General features: G+C 54.1%; 12 protein-coding genes. All 12 read right to left on the reverse strand.

The window, feature by feature from the left end; translation table 11 throughout:
• Nucleotides 1-8 precede the first annotated feature (8 nt).
• The 12 genes from NM686_RS12395 to NM686_RS12450 all read right to left on the reverse strand — a co-directional run bounded on the left by NM686_RS12395 (nt 9) and on the right by NM686_RS12450 (nt 18173).
• On the reverse strand, nt 9-668 hold the full coding sequence (locus NM686_RS12395) for a hypothetical protein (RefSeq protein WP_255188175.1): 660 nt from the start codon (nt 666-668) through the stop codon (nt 9-11).
• Nucleotides 669-684: 16 nt separating this feature from the next.
• Nucleotides 685-1131, reverse strand: a complete 447-nt coding sequence (locus NM686_RS12400; protein WP_269021767.1) for an ATP synthase subunit C — start codon at nt 1129-1131, stop codon at nt 685-687.
• Nucleotides 1132-1294: 163 nt separating this feature from the next.
• Complete coding sequence (locus NM686_RS12405) at nt 1295-3067, reverse strand: V-type ATP synthase subunit I (RefSeq protein ID WP_255188177.1); 1773 nt, start codon at nt 3065-3067, stop codon at nt 1295-1297.
• On the reverse strand, nt 3064-3687 hold the full coding sequence (locus NM686_RS12410; protein WP_255188178.1) for a V-type ATP synthase subunit D: 624 nt from the start codon (nt 3685-3687) through the stop codon (nt 3064-3066). Before NM686_RS12410 ends, NM686_RS12405 begins: the two co-directional genes overlap by 4 nt.
• 6 nt (nt 3688-3693) lie before the next feature.
• Nucleotides 3694-5037 (reverse strand): V-type ATP synthase subunit B, encoded by a 1344-nt coding sequence (locus NM686_RS12415; RefSeq protein ID WP_255188179.1) that lies wholly within the window; start codon nt 5035-5037, stop codon nt 3694-3696.
• Between the two features lie 680 nt (nt 5038-5717).
• Complete coding sequence (locus tag NM686_RS12420) at nt 5718-6908, reverse strand: hypothetical protein (RefSeq protein ID WP_255188180.1); 1191 nt, start codon at nt 6906-6908, stop codon at nt 5718-5720.
• A 162-nt stretch (nt 6909-7070) separates the two neighbouring features.
• Complete coding sequence (locus NM686_RS12425; protein ID WP_255188181.1) at nt 7071-9812, reverse strand: MGH1-like glycoside hydrolase domain-containing protein; 2742 nt, start codon at nt 9810-9812, stop codon at nt 7071-7073.
• 436 nt (nt 9813-10248) lie between these two features.
• On the reverse strand, nt 10249-12237 hold the full coding sequence (locus NM686_RS12430; RefSeq protein WP_255188182.1) for a sigma-54-dependent Fis family transcriptional regulator: 1989 nt from the start codon (nt 12235-12237) through the stop codon (nt 10249-10251).
• 104 nt (nt 12238-12341) lie between these two features.
• On the reverse strand, nt 12342-13646 hold the full coding sequence (locus NM686_RS12435) for an alpha/beta fold hydrolase (RefSeq protein WP_255188183.1): 1305 nt from the start codon (nt 13644-13646) through the stop codon (nt 12342-12344).
• Between the two features lie 362 nt (nt 13647-14008).
• A complete protein-coding gene (locus tag NM686_RS12440; protein WP_255188184.1) occupies nt 14009-14680 on the reverse strand; it encodes a copper resistance protein B in 672 nt (223 codons plus the stop codon).
• On the reverse strand, nt 14673-16376 hold the full coding sequence (locus NM686_RS12445; RefSeq protein ID WP_255188185.1) for a copper resistance system multicopper oxidase: 1704 nt from the start codon (nt 16374-16376) through the stop codon (nt 14673-14675). Before NM686_RS12445 ends, NM686_RS12440 begins: the two co-directional genes overlap by 8 nt.
• Nucleotides 16377-16697: 321 nt before the next feature.
• Nucleotides 16698-18173, reverse strand: coding sequence for a RimK family protein (locus NM686_RS12450; RefSeq protein WP_255188186.1), 1476 nt, complete (start codon nt 18171-18173; stop codon nt 16698-16700).
• Nucleotides 18174-18361 lie beyond the last annotated feature (188 nt).

Here is an 18361-nt window from a genome sequence, read left to right on the forward strand (position 1 = left end):
ATCCTACTTTACTCCGCACCTACCAAAATGCTCTTGAATCGCGGCAATAAACGATCAGCCAGCATTTTGGCTATGGCTCGGTCGGTCAAATCGATCTCCAATTGTTCGCCGACCAAGCGCACTTTGGCGCCGCCTTCTATGGTGCTGCAAGGCACCAATTCGACACCTTCGCGCAACATATCGCTGGAGATGCTCAAAATGGCTTGTTTGCCCAACTCGCTTAATTGCGGGTCGGATTGCCCGGTCAGTATGGCTTCCGAAATCAGAATCTGGATGTGTTTGTCTTTGACGAATTCATCCACGCTATGTCCGGCCAGCACCAGAATCAGGTTTTTCATCAAGGCCTGGTCTTGGGTGGCTTTGGTAACCAGACGCCGCACAAAGTTTTCGAACGCGGCGGCGACGCCGTTTTTCAAGCGCTGTACGGTGTCACGGGCGGAAAGTTTCAAGGCCTCCTCCGCTGCAACCCTTTCGGCTTCTATCTCGGCTGTGGCTTTGGCGCGCAGTTGTTCGACTTGTTTTTGCGCGTCCGCGAGCAATTTGGCGGCTTTGGCTTCGGCCTCGGCTACGATGCGCACGGCCTCTTGCTTGGCGCTTTGCACGCCCTGATCGCGAATCCTATCGATCAAGGCCTGCACGCTGGTGTCATGGATGCTGGTTTCCGACATGACGGGCCTCCTTCGCCTATTTGGGAATGCTGGCGGACAGCACCAGTGCGAACACGAACGCAAACACCGCAAAACCTTCGACCAATGCGGCCGGCGCCAGCGAAATACCGAAGATTTCCAGCTTGCTTTTCGAGGCGTTGATGGCGGACGCGCAAGCACTGCCCTGGGCCAGTCCGCTCAACAGCAAGGCGATGCCGGTCAAAAACCCCAAACCGAATATGCCCGGCGAGTTCAACAGCGTGATGTCGCGCCGCAGCACCATCGTCACGACGACGCCGAAAATGGCTTGCGACGACGGCATTGCAGCCACGGCGATAAACCGACCGAAACCGCTTTCGACTTCCACCAAGGCGCCGCAAGCCGCCATGCCGGCTCGGGCGCAACCGAACATGCTGCCGACCGCCCCCAATGCCAGTGGCGCATACATACCCAACCAACCCAGCGATAGAATCATGGAATCCATACATAACCTCTCATCTTTAGGAAATTGCCATTGACCAACTCCCTCTCCTGCTGGAGAGGGCTGGGGTGAGGAGAATTTGATCGGCGAAATGCTTTGTTTCGGTTCCCCTCACCCTACCCTCAAAGAGGGTTATTGCGCTTCGCACTGAATAGTTACCGACTTTCTACCTTTCCGTGCGCCTAAAGGGTTTGAACGGCGTACCCTCTTCCTTCAAACCCCAGTTAAAAAACTCGATCACATTCAGCCGCAAGCCTTGAATCACGCCGCTCATCAAGCCCAACAAAAAATTGATGGTATGGCCGAGCAGCAGCACCAAAAACGCGAACACCAAACCGACCCCGGGCATGGCCTGATAGATGTCGGCGGCCATATGGTTGAATTCGATCGCCAGGGCCCCGCTGGCCAGGCCGAGCGCAAACAAGCGCAGATAGCTGAATATGTCGCCGAACGCGGCGGTAAATTTGGTCAAGCCGTGCAGGCCGTGCAGCAAGCGAGGCAGCGGTTTTTCGTAAGGGGACGAGAACAGTAGCACCAACACGCCGCCTAAAGCCGCCAAACCGGCCGGCAGCATGGTCAAGCCTTCGAACCCAAACGAGGTGATCAACAAAAACAGCAAACCGGCACTGACGACCAAGGCCCAGCCGGTAGGTGCCAAAGCCTGCAGGCTTCCCTTGTAACGAAGCGCATCCATGACCGTAGCCAGCAAGATATGCAAGCAGCCGATGCACACCGAAATTTTCATCATCCGGTTAGAATCGTTCATATCGAAAACAAAAAACCAATCCAATACCGAACCTTCGCGTGGCAACACGCCGAAATAGCTGCCAATCAGCATGCCGTACAGCAGCGAACACAAAACGATGGCGGCGCACAGCGCCCGGAAACGGCGGCCTTTGGCGGATTCACCCATGCGCTTCCAGTAGAACCATAAGACAGCACCCAAGATCAAGGCATAGCCCGCATCGGCCAAGATCATCGCGAAAAACCAGGCAAACGAAATGAAAACGACCGGCGACGGATCCCAAGTACGGTAACCCGGCGTCATATAGAAATTCACCAAGTCTTCGCCGGCGGCCAGCCACGACGGATTGTCCAAGCAGGTCGGCGGCAGCTCATCCGGCTGGGCTGCTTGCACATCGATATGAATGCCGCGCCGGCGGGCGTAGTCGCCAAGTTCGGCGATACGGGCGGTGGGCGCCCAACCTTGCAATGCAAACAGGCCGGAGCGCTTGAGGCTCAGTCGTTCGGCAGCCGCCAATGCTACTTTGTCTTCCGAGGCGGCAATATTGTCTCGCAGCAAGCCGTACCAACGGGTCAAGTAGGCCCGTTCGGCTTGCGCGTCTTCTATGGCCAGCTCCACGTCCTCCAGGCGCGCTTCCAAGTGCCGGCGCGACTGGGAACCGATACGGACGCGGCCTACCGGCATGCCTGCCGGCTCGCCGGCCGAGACTACGACCAGATAGTTATGCCGATGATCTTTTTTGACGATCTGATAGGTCAGCGGCAACTGCCTGACCAACGTCATCTCGCGATGCGGGACGACGTAAAACCATAAGCGCAAATCCCCCATGTCCGCCAAGGGCGAAAACTCGAAATCGCCCCAAGGCCGCATGTCCTGGATGCGTTTGAACAAAAAATCACGCTCGTCGGTCAGGGCTTGCAGGCGTTGGCGCACCTCCAGCACCTTGCGCTCGGTTTCCAGCGCATCGAAGCGGCTACTGTCGGACACCTGGCGTCTGCGCTGTGGACAATCGTGCAGAAACTGCAGAGCCTCGCGCGCGCCAGCAGGAACCGGCGCCAAGCCGTCTGTACCGTCCCCTTTCGCTGCCAAAGCTTGAATATGCAAACAGCCCAAATTCTGCAAATCTTCCAACAAAAGCGACCGGTCTTCGGCCATGCCGATGAAAGTCACCTTATCCAGACTGACTATGCTCATTCCGCCTGCTCCGTGAGCGCGCTGCGCTCGTGTAGTTGTTTCGACTTGGCCAGTTTCGAGGCCACCACGGCGGCGCGTTCGGTTTCACCGAGATAGATGCGGATGCGCTGGATATGGGTATGCGCAGTCGGTATCAGGATTTTTTCGAACAAGTTGACCCGCTGCGTCACGCGCCGCAACTGCACGCGCAAAATCTCCAGGCGTTGCGCCGCGATTTCGGCGCGCAAGCGACTGGTTTTGGCGTCTTTCAGGCGCTGCACCAGAATGTCCAACCACGGCGGCGTCGCCAACGGCGAATAGTCGGCCACCTGGCAATCCAACGCTTGCAACACCGGCAGCCTGACGCCGACGACGTTTTGCTCGCCCAAGCGATAGCCTTTGACGACGACCAAATCCCGCAAACGCAAACCCTCATCGGCCAGCATCGGTAATTCCTGGCCGATCCGCGTTTCCAAGGCCTCGCTCAACGCAAGCGCCTCGGCGTACTCTTCTTCGGCTTTTTGCGCCTCCAGCGTCAATTGCCGGCGTTTCAAGTCCAGCGACGGCAGCAGGCGCTTATACAGTTTCAACTGCTCCTGCTGCTCGTGCATCGCGTGCTTGCTGAGTTTCAGCTTGGCCATGGCGGCTTACTCCCCTGCCTCGGCGGCCAGTTGTTCGGGATAAAATTTATCGACGAGATTTTTTTTCATCAATAACTCGTCTTTGCTGAAGCATTCCGCCAAGGTCTGCCAGCATAAATCCAAGGCCTCGATCACCGGCAGCGAGACGGCTATGTCCATGAAACGCTGTTTGAACAAGCCACCGAATTTCAACAGCTTGTGGTCGAAAGGGGACAATTCGAAAGCCATCGCCTGTTTCTTTTGCGCTTCGACGGCACCGGAATAGAAGCGAATCATCGTATTCATGATTTGACCGTGATCTTCGCGCGTGGCCTTGCCGATCACGTGTTGTTTCAGACGCGACAGGGACCCGAACGGATCGATGATGCCGTCGTGCAGATAAAACTGGCCTTCGGTGATGTAGCCGGTATTGTCCGGCACCGGGTGGGTGACGTCGTCGCCCGGCATAGTCGTGACGGTCAGTATCGTCACAGAACCGGCGCCCTTGAAATCGCAGGCCTTTTCATAACGTTGAGCGAACTGGGTATATAAATCGCCCATGTAGCCGCGCACCGCCGGAATCCTTTCCTGGGCGACGCCCAATTCTTTCATCGCATCGGCGTAGGCCGTCATGTCGGTCAACAACACCAACACGCGCTGGTTTTCCTCGACCGCCATTTTTTCGGCCACCGCCAAGGCCATGTCCGGAATCATCAGGCGTTCGACCAAGGGGTCGGACGCCTGGTTGACGAACATCACGGTGCGGTGAAAAACCCCGTGGCTTTCGAAAGCATCGCGGAAGAAATGGTAGTCGTCGAAAATCAAGCCCATGCCGCCGAATACCAGCACGTCGGCATTGGCCTGAAAACCTATCCGCGCCAATAATTCGTTATAAGGCTCCCCAGCCACCGAGAATATCGGAATCTTTTGACTTTCGACCAGGCAATTGAACAGGTCGATCATCGGCACCTTGGTTTCTATCATATGCGTCGGCATGACGCGCATGGCCGGATTGACCGTAGGGCCCGCCACTTGAATCCGCGGATCGGTCTTGAGTTCCGGGCCGCCGTCGATAGGATCGCCGGAGCCACGAAAAATGCGCCCCAAGATGTTGGGCGAATACACCACATCCAAGCTACGCCCGAGAAAATTCACCGTAGCGCCGGTAGACAGGCCTTTGCCGCCGGAGAACACTTGCAAACTGACGATATCGCGATCGAGTTCGACGACTTTGGCCAACGACGACTCGCCATCGGTGTTCTCGACGATGGCCATCTCGCCGAAAGCCCTGCCCTTGGCGCGAACCCTAACGGTATCGCCGACGATCTCCAGTAAACGCGTATGCCGGGCGAGATTTTGGATTTGACTCATAGCCGTGTTTCCCCATTGTGTTTTCGCTTTACGTTGCGAGCCCTGATCGAATCAAATGCCAACTCTGCTTTGCGCTAGTTTCTTAAGCGCGCCAATGTGCGGCATAGATCAGTTGTCATTCGATCAGGTTTAACAACGCAGTAACCATGCCAGCCCAGCTCTAAGCAAAAAATACCGGACAAACAGTGAGTTACGAATAAGGGATAAATTGCTGATGGCTAACGCGAGCGGGCAAACCACGACATTTCGGTGATTCCCCGAGTTTCTACACTTGAAGTACAGGTAGATCGAATGAATCCAAGCTCAGATAACAGTCACTGCCATTAAGTTAAGGATTCCGCTAAAAATAACTTTCCGAAATGACTTTTCCCGCCAAACCGTTCGTGCTGAGCCCAGTCGAAGCATGAACGGTTTGGCGTGGTGGATGCTCGGATTTTCCCGCCCATCCTTCGACAAGCTCAGGACGAACGGGAAAATCCTTGTACCCTGAAACAGGGAAGTTATTTGTAACCATATCCTAAGTTACTGGGCAGGGCTGTGGAACACGAAAGGCTTGACGGGAAAAGCCATTTTGGGAATTTATTTTCGGCCAAATCCTAAGTTGCTCTCCTTTGTTGATAAGCATAGAACTGATTCAAACATGACACCATGCAAAACCGATGCTTTAGTCATTTAACACCTCATAACAAAATCCCGAGCAAGCGCTTAAGCAGATCTTCCAGCGAAATCATCGTCAAGGTCAATGGCAGCAACGGCAGCAGAACTGCGATAGCGGTTTGCAGCACAGCGGTTTTACTGAACGGAAACAGTCGCATCGTTTGTATCACATCAAAACTGCCTGCCAGGTCGTTCAAGGATTGAATATCACTGCTGCCGACCAATGATTCATCCGGCGAAGCACCGCCACGTAGCCATTTATCGTCAAATTCACGTACGTAGCGGTTCGCCAGTGCGCCATACTCGAGCAAGCCCCGCCGTTTTGCTTGCGCCAGGCGTGGGGCGAACACGCACAAGGGGCCAAACACGAGCAATAAGTAAAAAACCACGCCGACTGCGATCTCCGGCTTAAAGTCCAACAGTGTTTTGCCCTCATGGAAAATATGGTTGGCGATCAGGCCCGACAGCAACACACCTTGAGAAAGCAGTAACGGCATGAATGCCGCCGCACTGCCGCCGAGAAAACCGAGTCCCGCGGCGCGGTCGGGATGTGTCGGCACCAGATGTAGATCCAGCCGGGAAACCTGCCACAGAAACCGCGCCCAGATGAAAATGCGAAAAAGCCAACGGGCTGATAGAAATTGAAAAACCGGAATACTGACGAAGGCGTACCAATATCCCGCCAGAGAATATTGGCGATCCCCGTCCACGATGGTCGCGTACCAAGTCGCCGATTCCAGCGCCATCTGACTTGCCCAGAGATAATGCGTAGCCGTCAACACCAGGGCAATCAGCAATACCTCGATCAACACCGAATTGCGCAAACGCATCGCCGATGCAATTAGGGCTTGGAATGCCGGGTGAGCTTGTGGCGTAACGATTCTGCGTTCGATAAATTGCTGGATAGTCAGACGTATGCGCTGGTGAACTATCAACTCCGCGACCAACAGCAATGGCAAGGCCAATAGAAAACGAAGATGTACGTCCACGTCATAAATAAAAGGGACTTTAATGGCTCCCCCTAGGGCTTGGCCAGCCAATGCCGAAAGCAACAACAATGGCAACCAGCAAACCAGGGAAATGACGATGACTCTGCGCTTGACCAAATCCAGCGTATGGGTAGTTAGGTGCGCGCGAATGAAAAACTGATAAAGCGGGCCGCCCAGTACCAGCGAAAAATCATCGGGTATTTTGTATTCGGAATTGTTGCTCATGGTTTTGGAAATTCGGTTTTCATGCCAATATCCTGGGTTCGCTTGGCAATCGAGCCCAGGTTCTTGCCGTGGTGTAAAGACATGCAATGCCGGAAAACACTGGACTTTGGCGAAACGATGGGCGGAAGCCCTTCCCGGTTTCCGTGTTTCCAAGGCTAGCTGTTATTTTCCTACCGTCTTCTTGATAGCCGCCATCTCGACATCTGCACCGCTCAAAACCTGTTCCGTTATATCACCCATAATCTGAATGATGCGGGCAATGCAACCCGTCCAGCCGGTCTGATGGCTGGCGCCAATGCCCGCCCCGTTATCACCGTGAAAATATTCGTAGAACAGCACTAGATCCTTCCAATAAGGATCGTTTTGGAATTTTTCGGTACCCCCATAGACCGGCCGATGCCCGTTGCCATCGCGCAGAAAAATGTTGGTCAACCGCTTGCCCAGTTCCTGCTGAACCTCGAAAAGCGTCATTAACTGGCCGGACCTGGTCGGACATTCCACCTTGAACTGATCGCCAAAATAGGCATGCAGCCGCATCAGCGCGGTCAACAGCAAGAAATTGACCGGCATCCACACCGGTCCGCGCCAATTGGAGTTACCGCCGAACATGCCGGTATTGGAGTCTCCCGGCAGGTAATCCACACGGTATTCTTGTCCGTTATGATGAAAGATAAAAGGATGTTCCTGGTGATAACGAGACAGCGAGCGAATGCCATAAGGGCTCAAGAACTCGTTTTCATCCAGCATTCTCGCCAGTACGCGGCGCAATTTGGCTTCATTGAATACCGACAACATGCGCCGCCCGGCGGCCCCCGGCTGGCTGGGCAAATGCATATTGGCGGTGAATTCGGGATGGCGGCGAAAAAAAGCCTGCGCGCGTTGGCAGAAATTGGGTAGCTTTTCCAGATCGGCTTCTTCGAAAATGGCTATTGCCGCCAGCGGCAGCAATCCGACCATCGAGCGCACCTTCAAACGCGTCGCACTGCCATCCGGGAACCTCAAGACATCGTAGAAGAATCCATCCTCTTCGTCCCACATTTCGTCTTGCTGTTCACCCAGCCTGTCCATGGCCCCGGCTATCCACAGGGTATGCTCGAAAAATTTGCTGACGAATTCCTCGTACAAGGGATCGTGTAGCGCCAGTTCGACCGCAATCCGCAACATCTGCTGGCTGAAAAAGACCATCCAGGCCGTGCCGTCCGCCTGTTCCAGAAAGCCGCCGGTGGGTAGGGGCGAGCTGCGGTCGAACACGCCGATGTTATCCAACCCCAAAAAGCCGCCCTCGAACACGTTGTTCCCATTGCGGTCCTTCCGGTTGAGCCACCAGGTGAAATTGACCAGCAGTTTGGAGAAGGCATATTTGAGGAAATTGATATCCCCGTTGCCATCGTTGCGGGCTTTGTCCATCAGGTAGATCTGCATCGTGGCAAAGGCATGCACGGGCGGGTTCACGTCGCCGAAATTCCATTCGTAGGCCGGGATTTGACCATTGGGGTGCAGATAGTCGTTACGCAGCATCAAGTCCAGTTGCGATTTGGCAAAGTCCGAGTCCACGATCGATAACGGCAGCATATGAAAAGCCAAATCCCAGGCCGCGAACCAGGGGTATTCCCACTTGTCCGGCATCGAGATGATGTCGTCGCAGCAAATGTGAAACCATTCGCCGTTACGAATCCGATGGCGCTGCTCGGCACCCGACCAAGGGGTGACATGATGTTCCTCCAGCCACTTATCGACATCGTAATAGAAATATTGCTTTGACCATAGCATGCCGGCCAGGGCCTGGCGCATCAGATTGGCTCGATCCGGGTCGGTTTCCTCGATGATCGTTGGAATGATCTCGTGGTAAAAGGCGTCCGCTTCCTGTAAACGGGTTTTGAAAACAGCATCAAAACCTGAAAACGGCTCGCGGATCAGGGCGGACGCGATGCGGGTCAGGCGCAATTGGATGACTTGGGTTTCGCCTGCCCCCACTGTCAATTGATAGTGGGGGCAGGCTTTCGTGCCAGTCTGGGCCGGGTTGACGGCATCGAGTTGGCCGTGAATCAGATAGTCATTGATACCGTCCTTGACGTAGGGGCTGGCGTTCTCTCCGGCGAACAGTCGGGCATTATTGGTTTCGTTCTCGGTAAACAGCAAAGGTGCGTCGCCGTCGCAGTACAAATAGTAGTCGTTCAGGAATTCCTGAAACAGCGGATCGGTGTGATGGGCATGAATGACGCTGCCGGCGGCGTTGTCGACTTTTCGCAGAATGGGTTTGCTGCCGCCATCGGCCCAGGACCAGGTATTGCGGAACCAGAGAGTCGGCAAGACATGCAATGTCGCTGTTTCAGGTCCGCGGTTGCTGACGCTGATTTTTATCAGCATATCTTCTGCATCGGCTTTGGCATATTCGACGAGCACATCGTAATAGCGATCGTCGTTGAAAATACCGGTATCCAGCAGCTCGTATTCCAATTCGTCACGGCTGCAATTGCGGTTGGTATTGATCAGTTCTTCATAGGGGTAAGCCGCCTGCGGATACTTGTACAGGTACTTCATGTAGGAGTGCGTCGGCGTGCTGTCCAGATAAAAGTAATATTCCTTGACGTCCTCGCCGTGATTGCCTTCGCTATTGGTCAATCCAAACGCGCGTTCCTTGATGATCGGATCGTTGCCATTCCAAAGCGCCAACGCAAAACAAAGTATTTGATGGTCGTCTGAAATGCCGCCCAAGCCGTCCTCTCCCCAGCGATAAGCGCGTGAGCGCGCTTGGTCATGGGTAAAATAATTCCAGGCATCACCGTTGTCGCTGTAGTCCTCGCGGACCGTGCCCCATTGCCGCTCGCTTAAATAAGGCCCCCATTTTTTCCAGGGAACAGTCTGATCGCGGGCCTGTTGTAATCTTTCTTTTTCAATGACCATAAAAACATCCTTTTGCTTTTATTTATATGAGGGTTAAATCGGTAGCCATGCCTACTATCTATGCTTTTAACGAAGCGGTGTACTCAATTTGCTTTACGATTCCAGGATTCGTTATCCTCGCGCGGTCAGTATTGCGGATTTCAAAACTTAGCTGAGCCTTGATGTTATTCCTACAGAAAACTTTCATTTGCCTGGGTGATGTCGAGCCTTCATGATCGTTACTCTGAAAGTAGCAAAATGTGAGGGTGCGGTTGCTTGTTGGACAGGCGACGGCGGCAAGGATGCCGCCGTCGAGCCTACATGGATGTATTCACGGCGGCCTGTCCGGCAAGCAACCTTACCCTGAAGACTATTTTCATTTGCCGGGACGATGCCGAGTCTTCATGAGCGTTAGGTTAGATTTCATTTTCCTCAAATGTGACCGTGCTCATTGATATTAAACGGACGGCCGATGGATGTTTAATTTGATCATGCGGCTTTCCAGCGTGCTGGGTTTGAGGCCGAGAATTTCAGCCGCGCCGCCCTGGCCGCGCACGCGCCAGCCGGTCGCTTCCAGCACCCGCAAGATATAGTCCCGCTCGACATCTTCCAGCCTGCCCATCGCCGGTTTTGCCGGCGTTGTCGTTTGGATAGTTCCATTGGGTAAGGCGATTTTCAGGATAGGCCCTTTGGCCAGAATGACCGCCCGTTCGACGATATTGCGTAATTCCCGGATATTCCCAGGCCACGCATAGCAGCGTAGCGATTCCATGCTGGCCTTGGCAACCCCATCTACGTTTTTATCCATGCTCAAGGCAAACTCGTTGACGAAGGCTTCCACCAGTTTTGGAATATCTTCCCGGCGTTCGCGCAGCGGCGGCAATTCGATAGGGAACACATTCAAGCGGTAATACAAGTCTTCGCGAAAACGGCCGGCCGCCACTTCATTGGCCAAATTGCGGTTGGTCGCGGCGATGACTCTGACGTCGATTTTGATGGGTTTAGGGTTACCCAAGCGCTCGATTTCTTTTTCCTGCAAAGCTCTGAGCAGTTTGGCCTGGGCCTCCAACGGCAATTCGCCCACCTCGTCCAGAAACAACGTCGAACGGTCGGCCAATTCGAATCGGCCGACTTGTCTGGACAAGGCGCCGGTATAAGCGCCTTTTTCCCGGCCGAACAACTCGCTTTCTATCAACGCGGCCGGAATCGCGGCGCAGTTGACCCGGATCATGGGCCGGTCCTTGCGCGGGCTGGCTTCGTGTAACGCGGTTGCCAGCCGCTCTTTACCGGTACCGGTTTCGCCAATGATCAACACCGTGGCCAGTGTCGGCCCTACTTGTTCGATTTGTTCCTGGATACGCCGCATGGCCGGGCTGTTACTCGAATTGAGCTCGGCTGCGTAACGCCCCGATATTTCGTGGCGCAGATAAATATTTTCATGCTGTAACTGGTCTTTCAGGCTGCCAATCTGCTCCAGAGCGAGTTTGAGATCGGCGTTGGCACGCTCCAATTCGATTTTGTTGCGGCGAACCTCGGTGATGTTCAAGGTCGCCCCCATCAATAACTCTGGCAGTCCGGACGCACTGCGTTGACAGCGACCCGTGGCACACACCCAATGTTCGCTGCCGTCCGCATGCAACACCCGATATTCATGGCGTAATTGGTTTTCGCCTTGCAATATTCTTTGCACCACTTCGTTGACAGATTGCTTGTCGTCAGGATGCAAGCAATCCAAAAACCGTTGAAAGCTCAATTCTTCCTGTAACGGCACCCCGTAGATTTCCCTTGCCCTATCGGTCGCCCAAATCTTGTCTTTCGGAATATTCCAGACCCAAAGACCGATACCCGCCGCTTCCGCGGCCAGCCGCATTTGCTCCTCCCGCCCCTGAATGGTTTGCACGGTTCGCTTTCTTTCCAATACATTGGCAAATACATCGGCTATCAAGCCAAGGCCTCTTACGGTTTCGTTGGTCCAATGCCGCGGACGCGACGACGCAAAACCAATGCCGCCACACAAATGTCCGCCGACGACAAACGGAAACACTAAATCCGCCCTGATGTTGTAACGGAGAAAATTTTCCCGGTCGACAGCACCTTCGTGCGGCAGTTTATCCACATCATGCATGATGAAAGGTTTACCGGCCAGCAACGTGCGTGTCAGATAAGGTCCTTCAGCCATCAAGGAATCGGCTTGCCAAGGTTTGGAACAGGACTTGGCGTAACAATATTTAGAGTAGAAGTCTTGCGAGTCAGGAGTGATCAGACCCAATGCAATGTGATCCAAATCCAATTGTTCAGCGATGCGGCACAGGCTGTTCTGCACGGCCTGATCGATTTGTTCGTTCGGCACCCGCACGAAGGTATTGGATAGCTCGCCCAATAACGACTGAATTTTTAGACTTTGTTCCAGTTCCACTAAGGCGATGTTTTTATCTTGAATTTCCATTGAGCTGGTTAGGTAGCAGTTAGCGTTGGTTAAATTCGTAAGGTTTCACTGGTGAAATATACCCACTGCCGGATAAGAATAAACCATTTCTGTATTGGAGCATTTCAACGAACCTTGTCGAGCAATTGATTCAGCAGTTTTACCGTGTCCGGCGTATTCAAAATGCCCATGTGCGATTGTTGATAGCCGTATAGCCTGTCGGCTTCTTGTTGCGCTTCCGGGCGTAATTGGCTGGCCAAACTAACGGTACCGTCGCCGGCTTCGCTATCGATAAACGAAAACAGCAAATGTTTTTCGGTGGTCTTAGGCAAGCTACGCCGGGGCGCATCGTTCGCTTTACCCGTATAAAACAATTCTTGCAAGAAACGGCTGCCGGGCGCCAGATCTATCCAGGAATAAACCGGAGTCGGCGCGTGTTCGACGCCCAATTGCGCCGCCGCATGTCCGTTCCACGGCGTGGAGATCGTGATGAACAACGGGACTGCAAGATTGCTGGCCTCGTCGAAGTGATGCAACAAGAAGCTGCGCGATACCAAACCGCCCATGCTATGCGCCACCACAGCCATTTTATCGAAGCGGTATTTGGCCTGCAGTTGCCGCAGCATTTGTTCGATGTAACGCCCCACATTATCGATATGGGCGCCGGACGGATAATAGACGACCCAAGGCTGGTAACGGCTGCGATCGAGTTGCTCGATCAAATAATTGAAATTGCGCGGCGTGCCGTTGATGCCGTGCACGAACAACACCGGCATCTTGTTGGCCGCATAAGGTTCCAGAAAATAAAGGCCGGCATTACCATCGATCAAGAAATCCAGCGGCCGCCACAGGCTTTGCTTGGCCCGGTCATCGGCAAAGCGCGGCTCATCCAGACTGGCCATTTCGCCGACATGACTCACCTGACCCAAGGAAATGGCCAACTGCTCCTGGCTGCTACGGACTTGCAGTTTGGAAATATCCATTGCCGCCTGCAGTTTTGTGCGGCCTTGTTCCGGTATCAATAAAGCGATATCGGTTTCGACCGCACCTGGCGCGCATTGAATCAGCTTCTCCCGGTCGGGCATCAAGGCCGGTTCGTCCAATTGATAGACCATGTCGTTATTGACGTCCTTGAAGGCGGCCAGCGCATATTGGCCGGGGGCCGTGGCGAAATACCATTTGCCGGGACGGTCATTGACGAAATGGTCGAACAGACTCCAACTCTCACGCTTGTTGACATCGCCGCCGTTGAACTTGAACAACACAACGATAAGAGCCTTGCCGTTGTCGATTTCCGGCTTGACCGAGCCATAGATTTGACAATAACTCGCGATTTTTTCCTGCTGTTCTTTGACGGCAAACAAACCGCAGCCGGATAAACTGCACACCATAAAAAAAATCATTCCGAACAAACGATAGGTTTTCTGCATTTTTGATCTCCTCGCGGTAATGCAAGCCAATTCACTAACTGCAACGATCCGTCAGAAGTGTTTAGTATGCACTCCTTGAGGATATGGTCAAAAATAACTGACCTGTGCATCCCTTCACCCAGCAGGCTGTCGAAAAGTCAAAACAGTTCCTTCTCCCACCGGGAGAAAGTTAGGAGGGGGTATAAAGCAGGTGTGTACATTATCTATTCCCCTCACCCCCGCCCTCTCCCGCGAGGTGGAGGTTTTACCTCCCCAGATGGCGAGGCGCAAAATATGGATGTTGTTGACAGCACTCTTAAACATCAAGATGCCCCCCAAGGACGCCACATTGCCGGGTTGATTGGGTCAATTCGCTGGCTTAATCAATACCAAAGCCTTACCCCCACCACGCCTCGCAAACTATGCTGATGCTCGAGTAAGGATTCTTCCTCGACGTAGTCTAAACCGATATACGGCGCAAATTCCCGTTCTATCTCATAACGCAAACGTAGGCCAGCTTCCATTTCGGTGATGCCGGCCTTGACGCCGCGGTTTTGTAAATCCTCGGCGGCAACGTTGATTTCGAAGCGCGGCGCCAGAATCAGGCGCTGAGTCAGCAACAGTTCGTAGCCCAGCGTCAAGCGCCCGAGGACATTGCCGTTTTCGGTGATGAACATCGCGCTGTCGACTTCGATGAAATACGGCGCCAGCCCCTGAAAGCCGATCACCGCGTCGAAGGTGCGTTCCGGCTCGAAAGCGCGGCGGGCACCGATCTGAAAATCCCAAAAGGTATCGATGTTGCGGCTGTACAGCAATTGCAAATCGGCGCGGCCGAAGATGCCTTGATCGCCGGCATAATCGCCCTCGCTCTTCAACCACAATTTATGGTCGTCGTTGCCTATCCAATGCTGCACATCCCACTTGAACAGCTGCAATGCGCCGTTGCTTTCGTATTCCAGGCGTTCGGCCCTGAAATGGCTGAAGAGCCTGTCGTCGTCCTGGGCAGCCACCCGGCCGGCAAACGCCAGCAGAAACCACAAAGCCGCTTTATTCATGACGGTGCTCCGGCTTTTCGACGATCAGCTTGCGGAACATGCCGGTGTCCATGTGATACAGCAAATGGCAATGAAAAGCCCATTGCCCCTCGGCGTCGGCAATCACGTCTACGCTCTCGGTTCGCCCCGGTTTGACGTTGATGACATGCTTCTTGGGGTTGTACATGCCGTTGCCGTTATCCAGATATTGCCATAAGCCATGCAAATGGATGGGATGGTTCATCATGGTTTCGTTGACGTAATGAAACCGGATGCGCTCGCCGAATTTGACCCGGATCGGCTCGGCGTCGGAATATTTGACGTCGTCGAACGACCAGATATAGCGGTTCATGTTGCCGGTCAGGCGTAAGGTGATTTCCCGATCCGGCTCGCCCATCAGGCCGTGATTGGGTTCGGTGGCTTGCAAATGCTGATAGCTCAACAGCGGATGGGATTCGATGACGGGCTCGGCAGGCGCCATCATGCTATGCCCTTGATGGCCGGCATGAACATCATGCGCGGCGGCATGGCCTGAGTGATCCGTTTTCACCGCTTCGGTTTCGGTATCGTGCCCTGCATGCGCCACTTCGGCTTGCAGGTGCCGAGCATGACCTCCATGCGCGCCCCCCATATCCTCCAAGGTCAGTAAAGTCATTTTCCGCTGCGGCGGCACGCCGGCGATCCAATCCTCGCGCGGCGTCAGGCTGGCATGGGCGTAACCGCTGCGGTCCATCGCTTCGGCGAAGATGGCATAGGCTTGTTCGGCTTGCGGCTCGACGAACACGTCATAGGTTTCAGCGACCGCGATGCGGAATTCCTCGACATCGACCGGCTGTACCGGCTGACCGTCCGACGCGATCACCCGCATTTTCAAGCCCGGCATCCGCACGTCGAAATGCGTCATCGCCGAGGCGTTGATGAAACGCAACCTTAGCTTTTCACCCGGCTTGAACACATAGGTTTTGTGCATCGCCGGGGTTTGGCCGTTGACCAGAAAACGATAAGTCGAACCGGTCACGTCGGCCAGGTCGGTCGGCTCCATGCGCATCTCGCCCCAAGCCAAACGGTCTGCTAGCGTTTCCCAAAAGCCCAAGCGGCCTATGTCGGCAAAAAAATCAAACACCGTGCGTTTCTGAAAATTGTAATAGTCGTTTTGCTTTTTCAGGCGCGCCAGCGTGCGATGCGGGTCGGCTGCCGGCCAATCGGACAACATGACGATGTAATCGCGGTCGGCGTGCAGCGTTTCTGCGGCCGGATCGATGACGATGGCGCCGAACAAGCCTTGCTGCTCCTGCATGCCGGAATGGCCGTGATACCAGTAAGTACCGCTTTGCTTGATCGGGAAGCGGTAGCTGAAGGTCTGGCCCGGCGCTATGCCATCGAAGCTGATGCCCGGCACGCCGTCCATGTCGTAGGGCAACACGATGCCGTGCCAGTGTATCGAGGTTTGCTCCTTCAAGTTGTTGGTGACCTCCAGCGTGACGTTCTCGCCCTCGCGCCAATGCAGCGTCGGAGCCGGCAGGCCGTCATTGGCCAGGATGGCGCTTTGCGGTTGGCCGATCAGGTCGATGATGTTTTCGTTGATCGCCAGGCGATAGGTATCGGCCAAGCTCCAGTGACTGGCAACCAGAAAGCCAAGCAGCAAAATCAAGCGATTGCACACTGATCGATGATGGGACATGAAGCTTTTCAATGGAGCACGGATTGACCGCATCATAGCAAACCACCTTGAACTACCTGGTTGATTTTGTCCGCCTGGCCTTTGCTAACGCTTTCTGGATAACGGCGAAGCCTGGATCACGGACCACTACGCCATTCCTTGCCGGCAAATCCTTCTCACATCTTGATTGGCACGCAGACTGACAAACTCGGTAATACGTCTAATAACTTCCGTATTTAGCTATCTAGCCCTGCGAACCGTCGTAAAAATAAAAAACCGTGCTGTTCAGCAATAGCTAAAGCTATTGCACTCCTTGGTCGCTACTGGAGTAAAAAGCTTCAGCGTTTTCCACTCGACATGACACCCCTTTTTCGTGGTTTATACCACCCCTTTACTGCGGTTCTCCATGCGCCGCAGAAACTCACTCATGATGACGCGATACAACTCGTCGCCCAAATACTTGTCTTCGATACCGGCATCGATATTGGGGTTGTCATTGACTTCGATCACATAGGCTTTGCCGTTGATTTCCTTGACGTCCACGCCGTATAGGCCATCGCCTATCGCCTGGGTGGCCTTCAACGCCGCATCCAATACCGTTTTCGGCACCTCGAAGGTCGGCATCGTGGAAAAATCGCCACTATCGGTGCGGCGGCCGCCGTGGCGGTAGATCTGCCAATGATTTTTCACCATGAAGTAGCGGCACGCGTACAAAGCCTTGTTGTTGAACACGCCGATGCGCCAATCGAAATCGGTGTAGACGAATTCCTGCGCCAACAATAACGCCGATTGCTCGAACAATTCCGCGACCTTGTCGTCCAGCTCCTGCCGGTTGTTGACTTTGGCTATGCCGCGCGAAAACGAGCCGTCCGGAATCTTGATCACCAGCGGGTAACCAGCCGCGGCTTCTACCTTGTCCAGATGTTCGGCATTACCTTTGTGCAAAATCCAGGTTTTCGGCGACGGCACGCGGTGGGTACGGAACAAATCGGCCAGATATACCTTATTGGCGCAGCGCAAGATCGAGGTCGGATCATCGATCACCATCAAGCCCTCGGCCTCGGCCTTCTTGGCAAAGCGATACGTATGGTGGTCGATCGCGGTGGTTTCGCGGATGAACAGACCATCGAATTCAGGGATGCGGCCGAAATGATGCTTGGTGATCAATTCCACGTCGATGCCCATTTGCCGGCCGGTCTTGATGAACTTGGTCAAGGCGCGCCGGTTGCTGGGCGGCAAGGCTTCCGCCGGGTCGATCAAGATCGCCAAATCATAACGCGAAGCTTTGCGTGCCTTGCTCTTGCGCCAGACTTTTTTACTGTACTTATCCAAAGCCTCGGCAAACAGGGTTTGCATGCTGTCATCCAATTCGCGTGGCGAAACGGCCTTCAGATCGGTGATCTCCCAATGCTGTTGCCGCCGCAATCTGATTTCCAATATCGGACAGGGAAAACGCTCGAACAATAGCCGCGCTAGCTCCTGAAACGTCGTATCCGGCGTGATGCCGAAATAACTGTGCAGCACGAATTCGCCGTTCAGATTTTGATGCTTGAAGGCGCGCGCCAACGACTGGCTGAAATCTTCCAGTTGCAAACGATACAACGCGTTCTTGCCCAGGTCGTTGATGACCTTGACCGATGGAATCACGTGATGATTCCTCGCCTCGGCCAGCAGCGAGCAATAATAGCCATCGGACAGATAGGCATAACTGCCGCACAAATTGATCACGCGTACGCGCTGTTCCGCGCTGACCCTTTCACCGGCAAGGTACTGTTCGAAACTGATCACCCGTTCGCTGGGGTAATAAGGGCTCCAATCGGACAGATCGTCTACCACCAACAGTGTGCTTGCCATAGCAAAAATACCCGCTGCAAAGATTAAAACGCGCATTCTGAAACCAGACAGGCGTTTAAACAAGAAATTAAAGCGTCCGGGGCTCTGACCAGTACACAGAAATCAAGGTTGGCAAGGTATCGGGCTATACACCGCTTCGGACTTGATCCTGCATCCTTGCGGTTCAGGCAGACAAACATGGCATGGCT

The sequence above is a fragment of the Methylomonas rapida genome (assembly GCF_024360925.2).
In the GTDB taxonomy this organism is placed as follows: Bacteria; Pseudomonadota; Gammaproteobacteria; order Methylococcales; family Methylomonadaceae; genus Methylomonas; species Methylomonas rapida.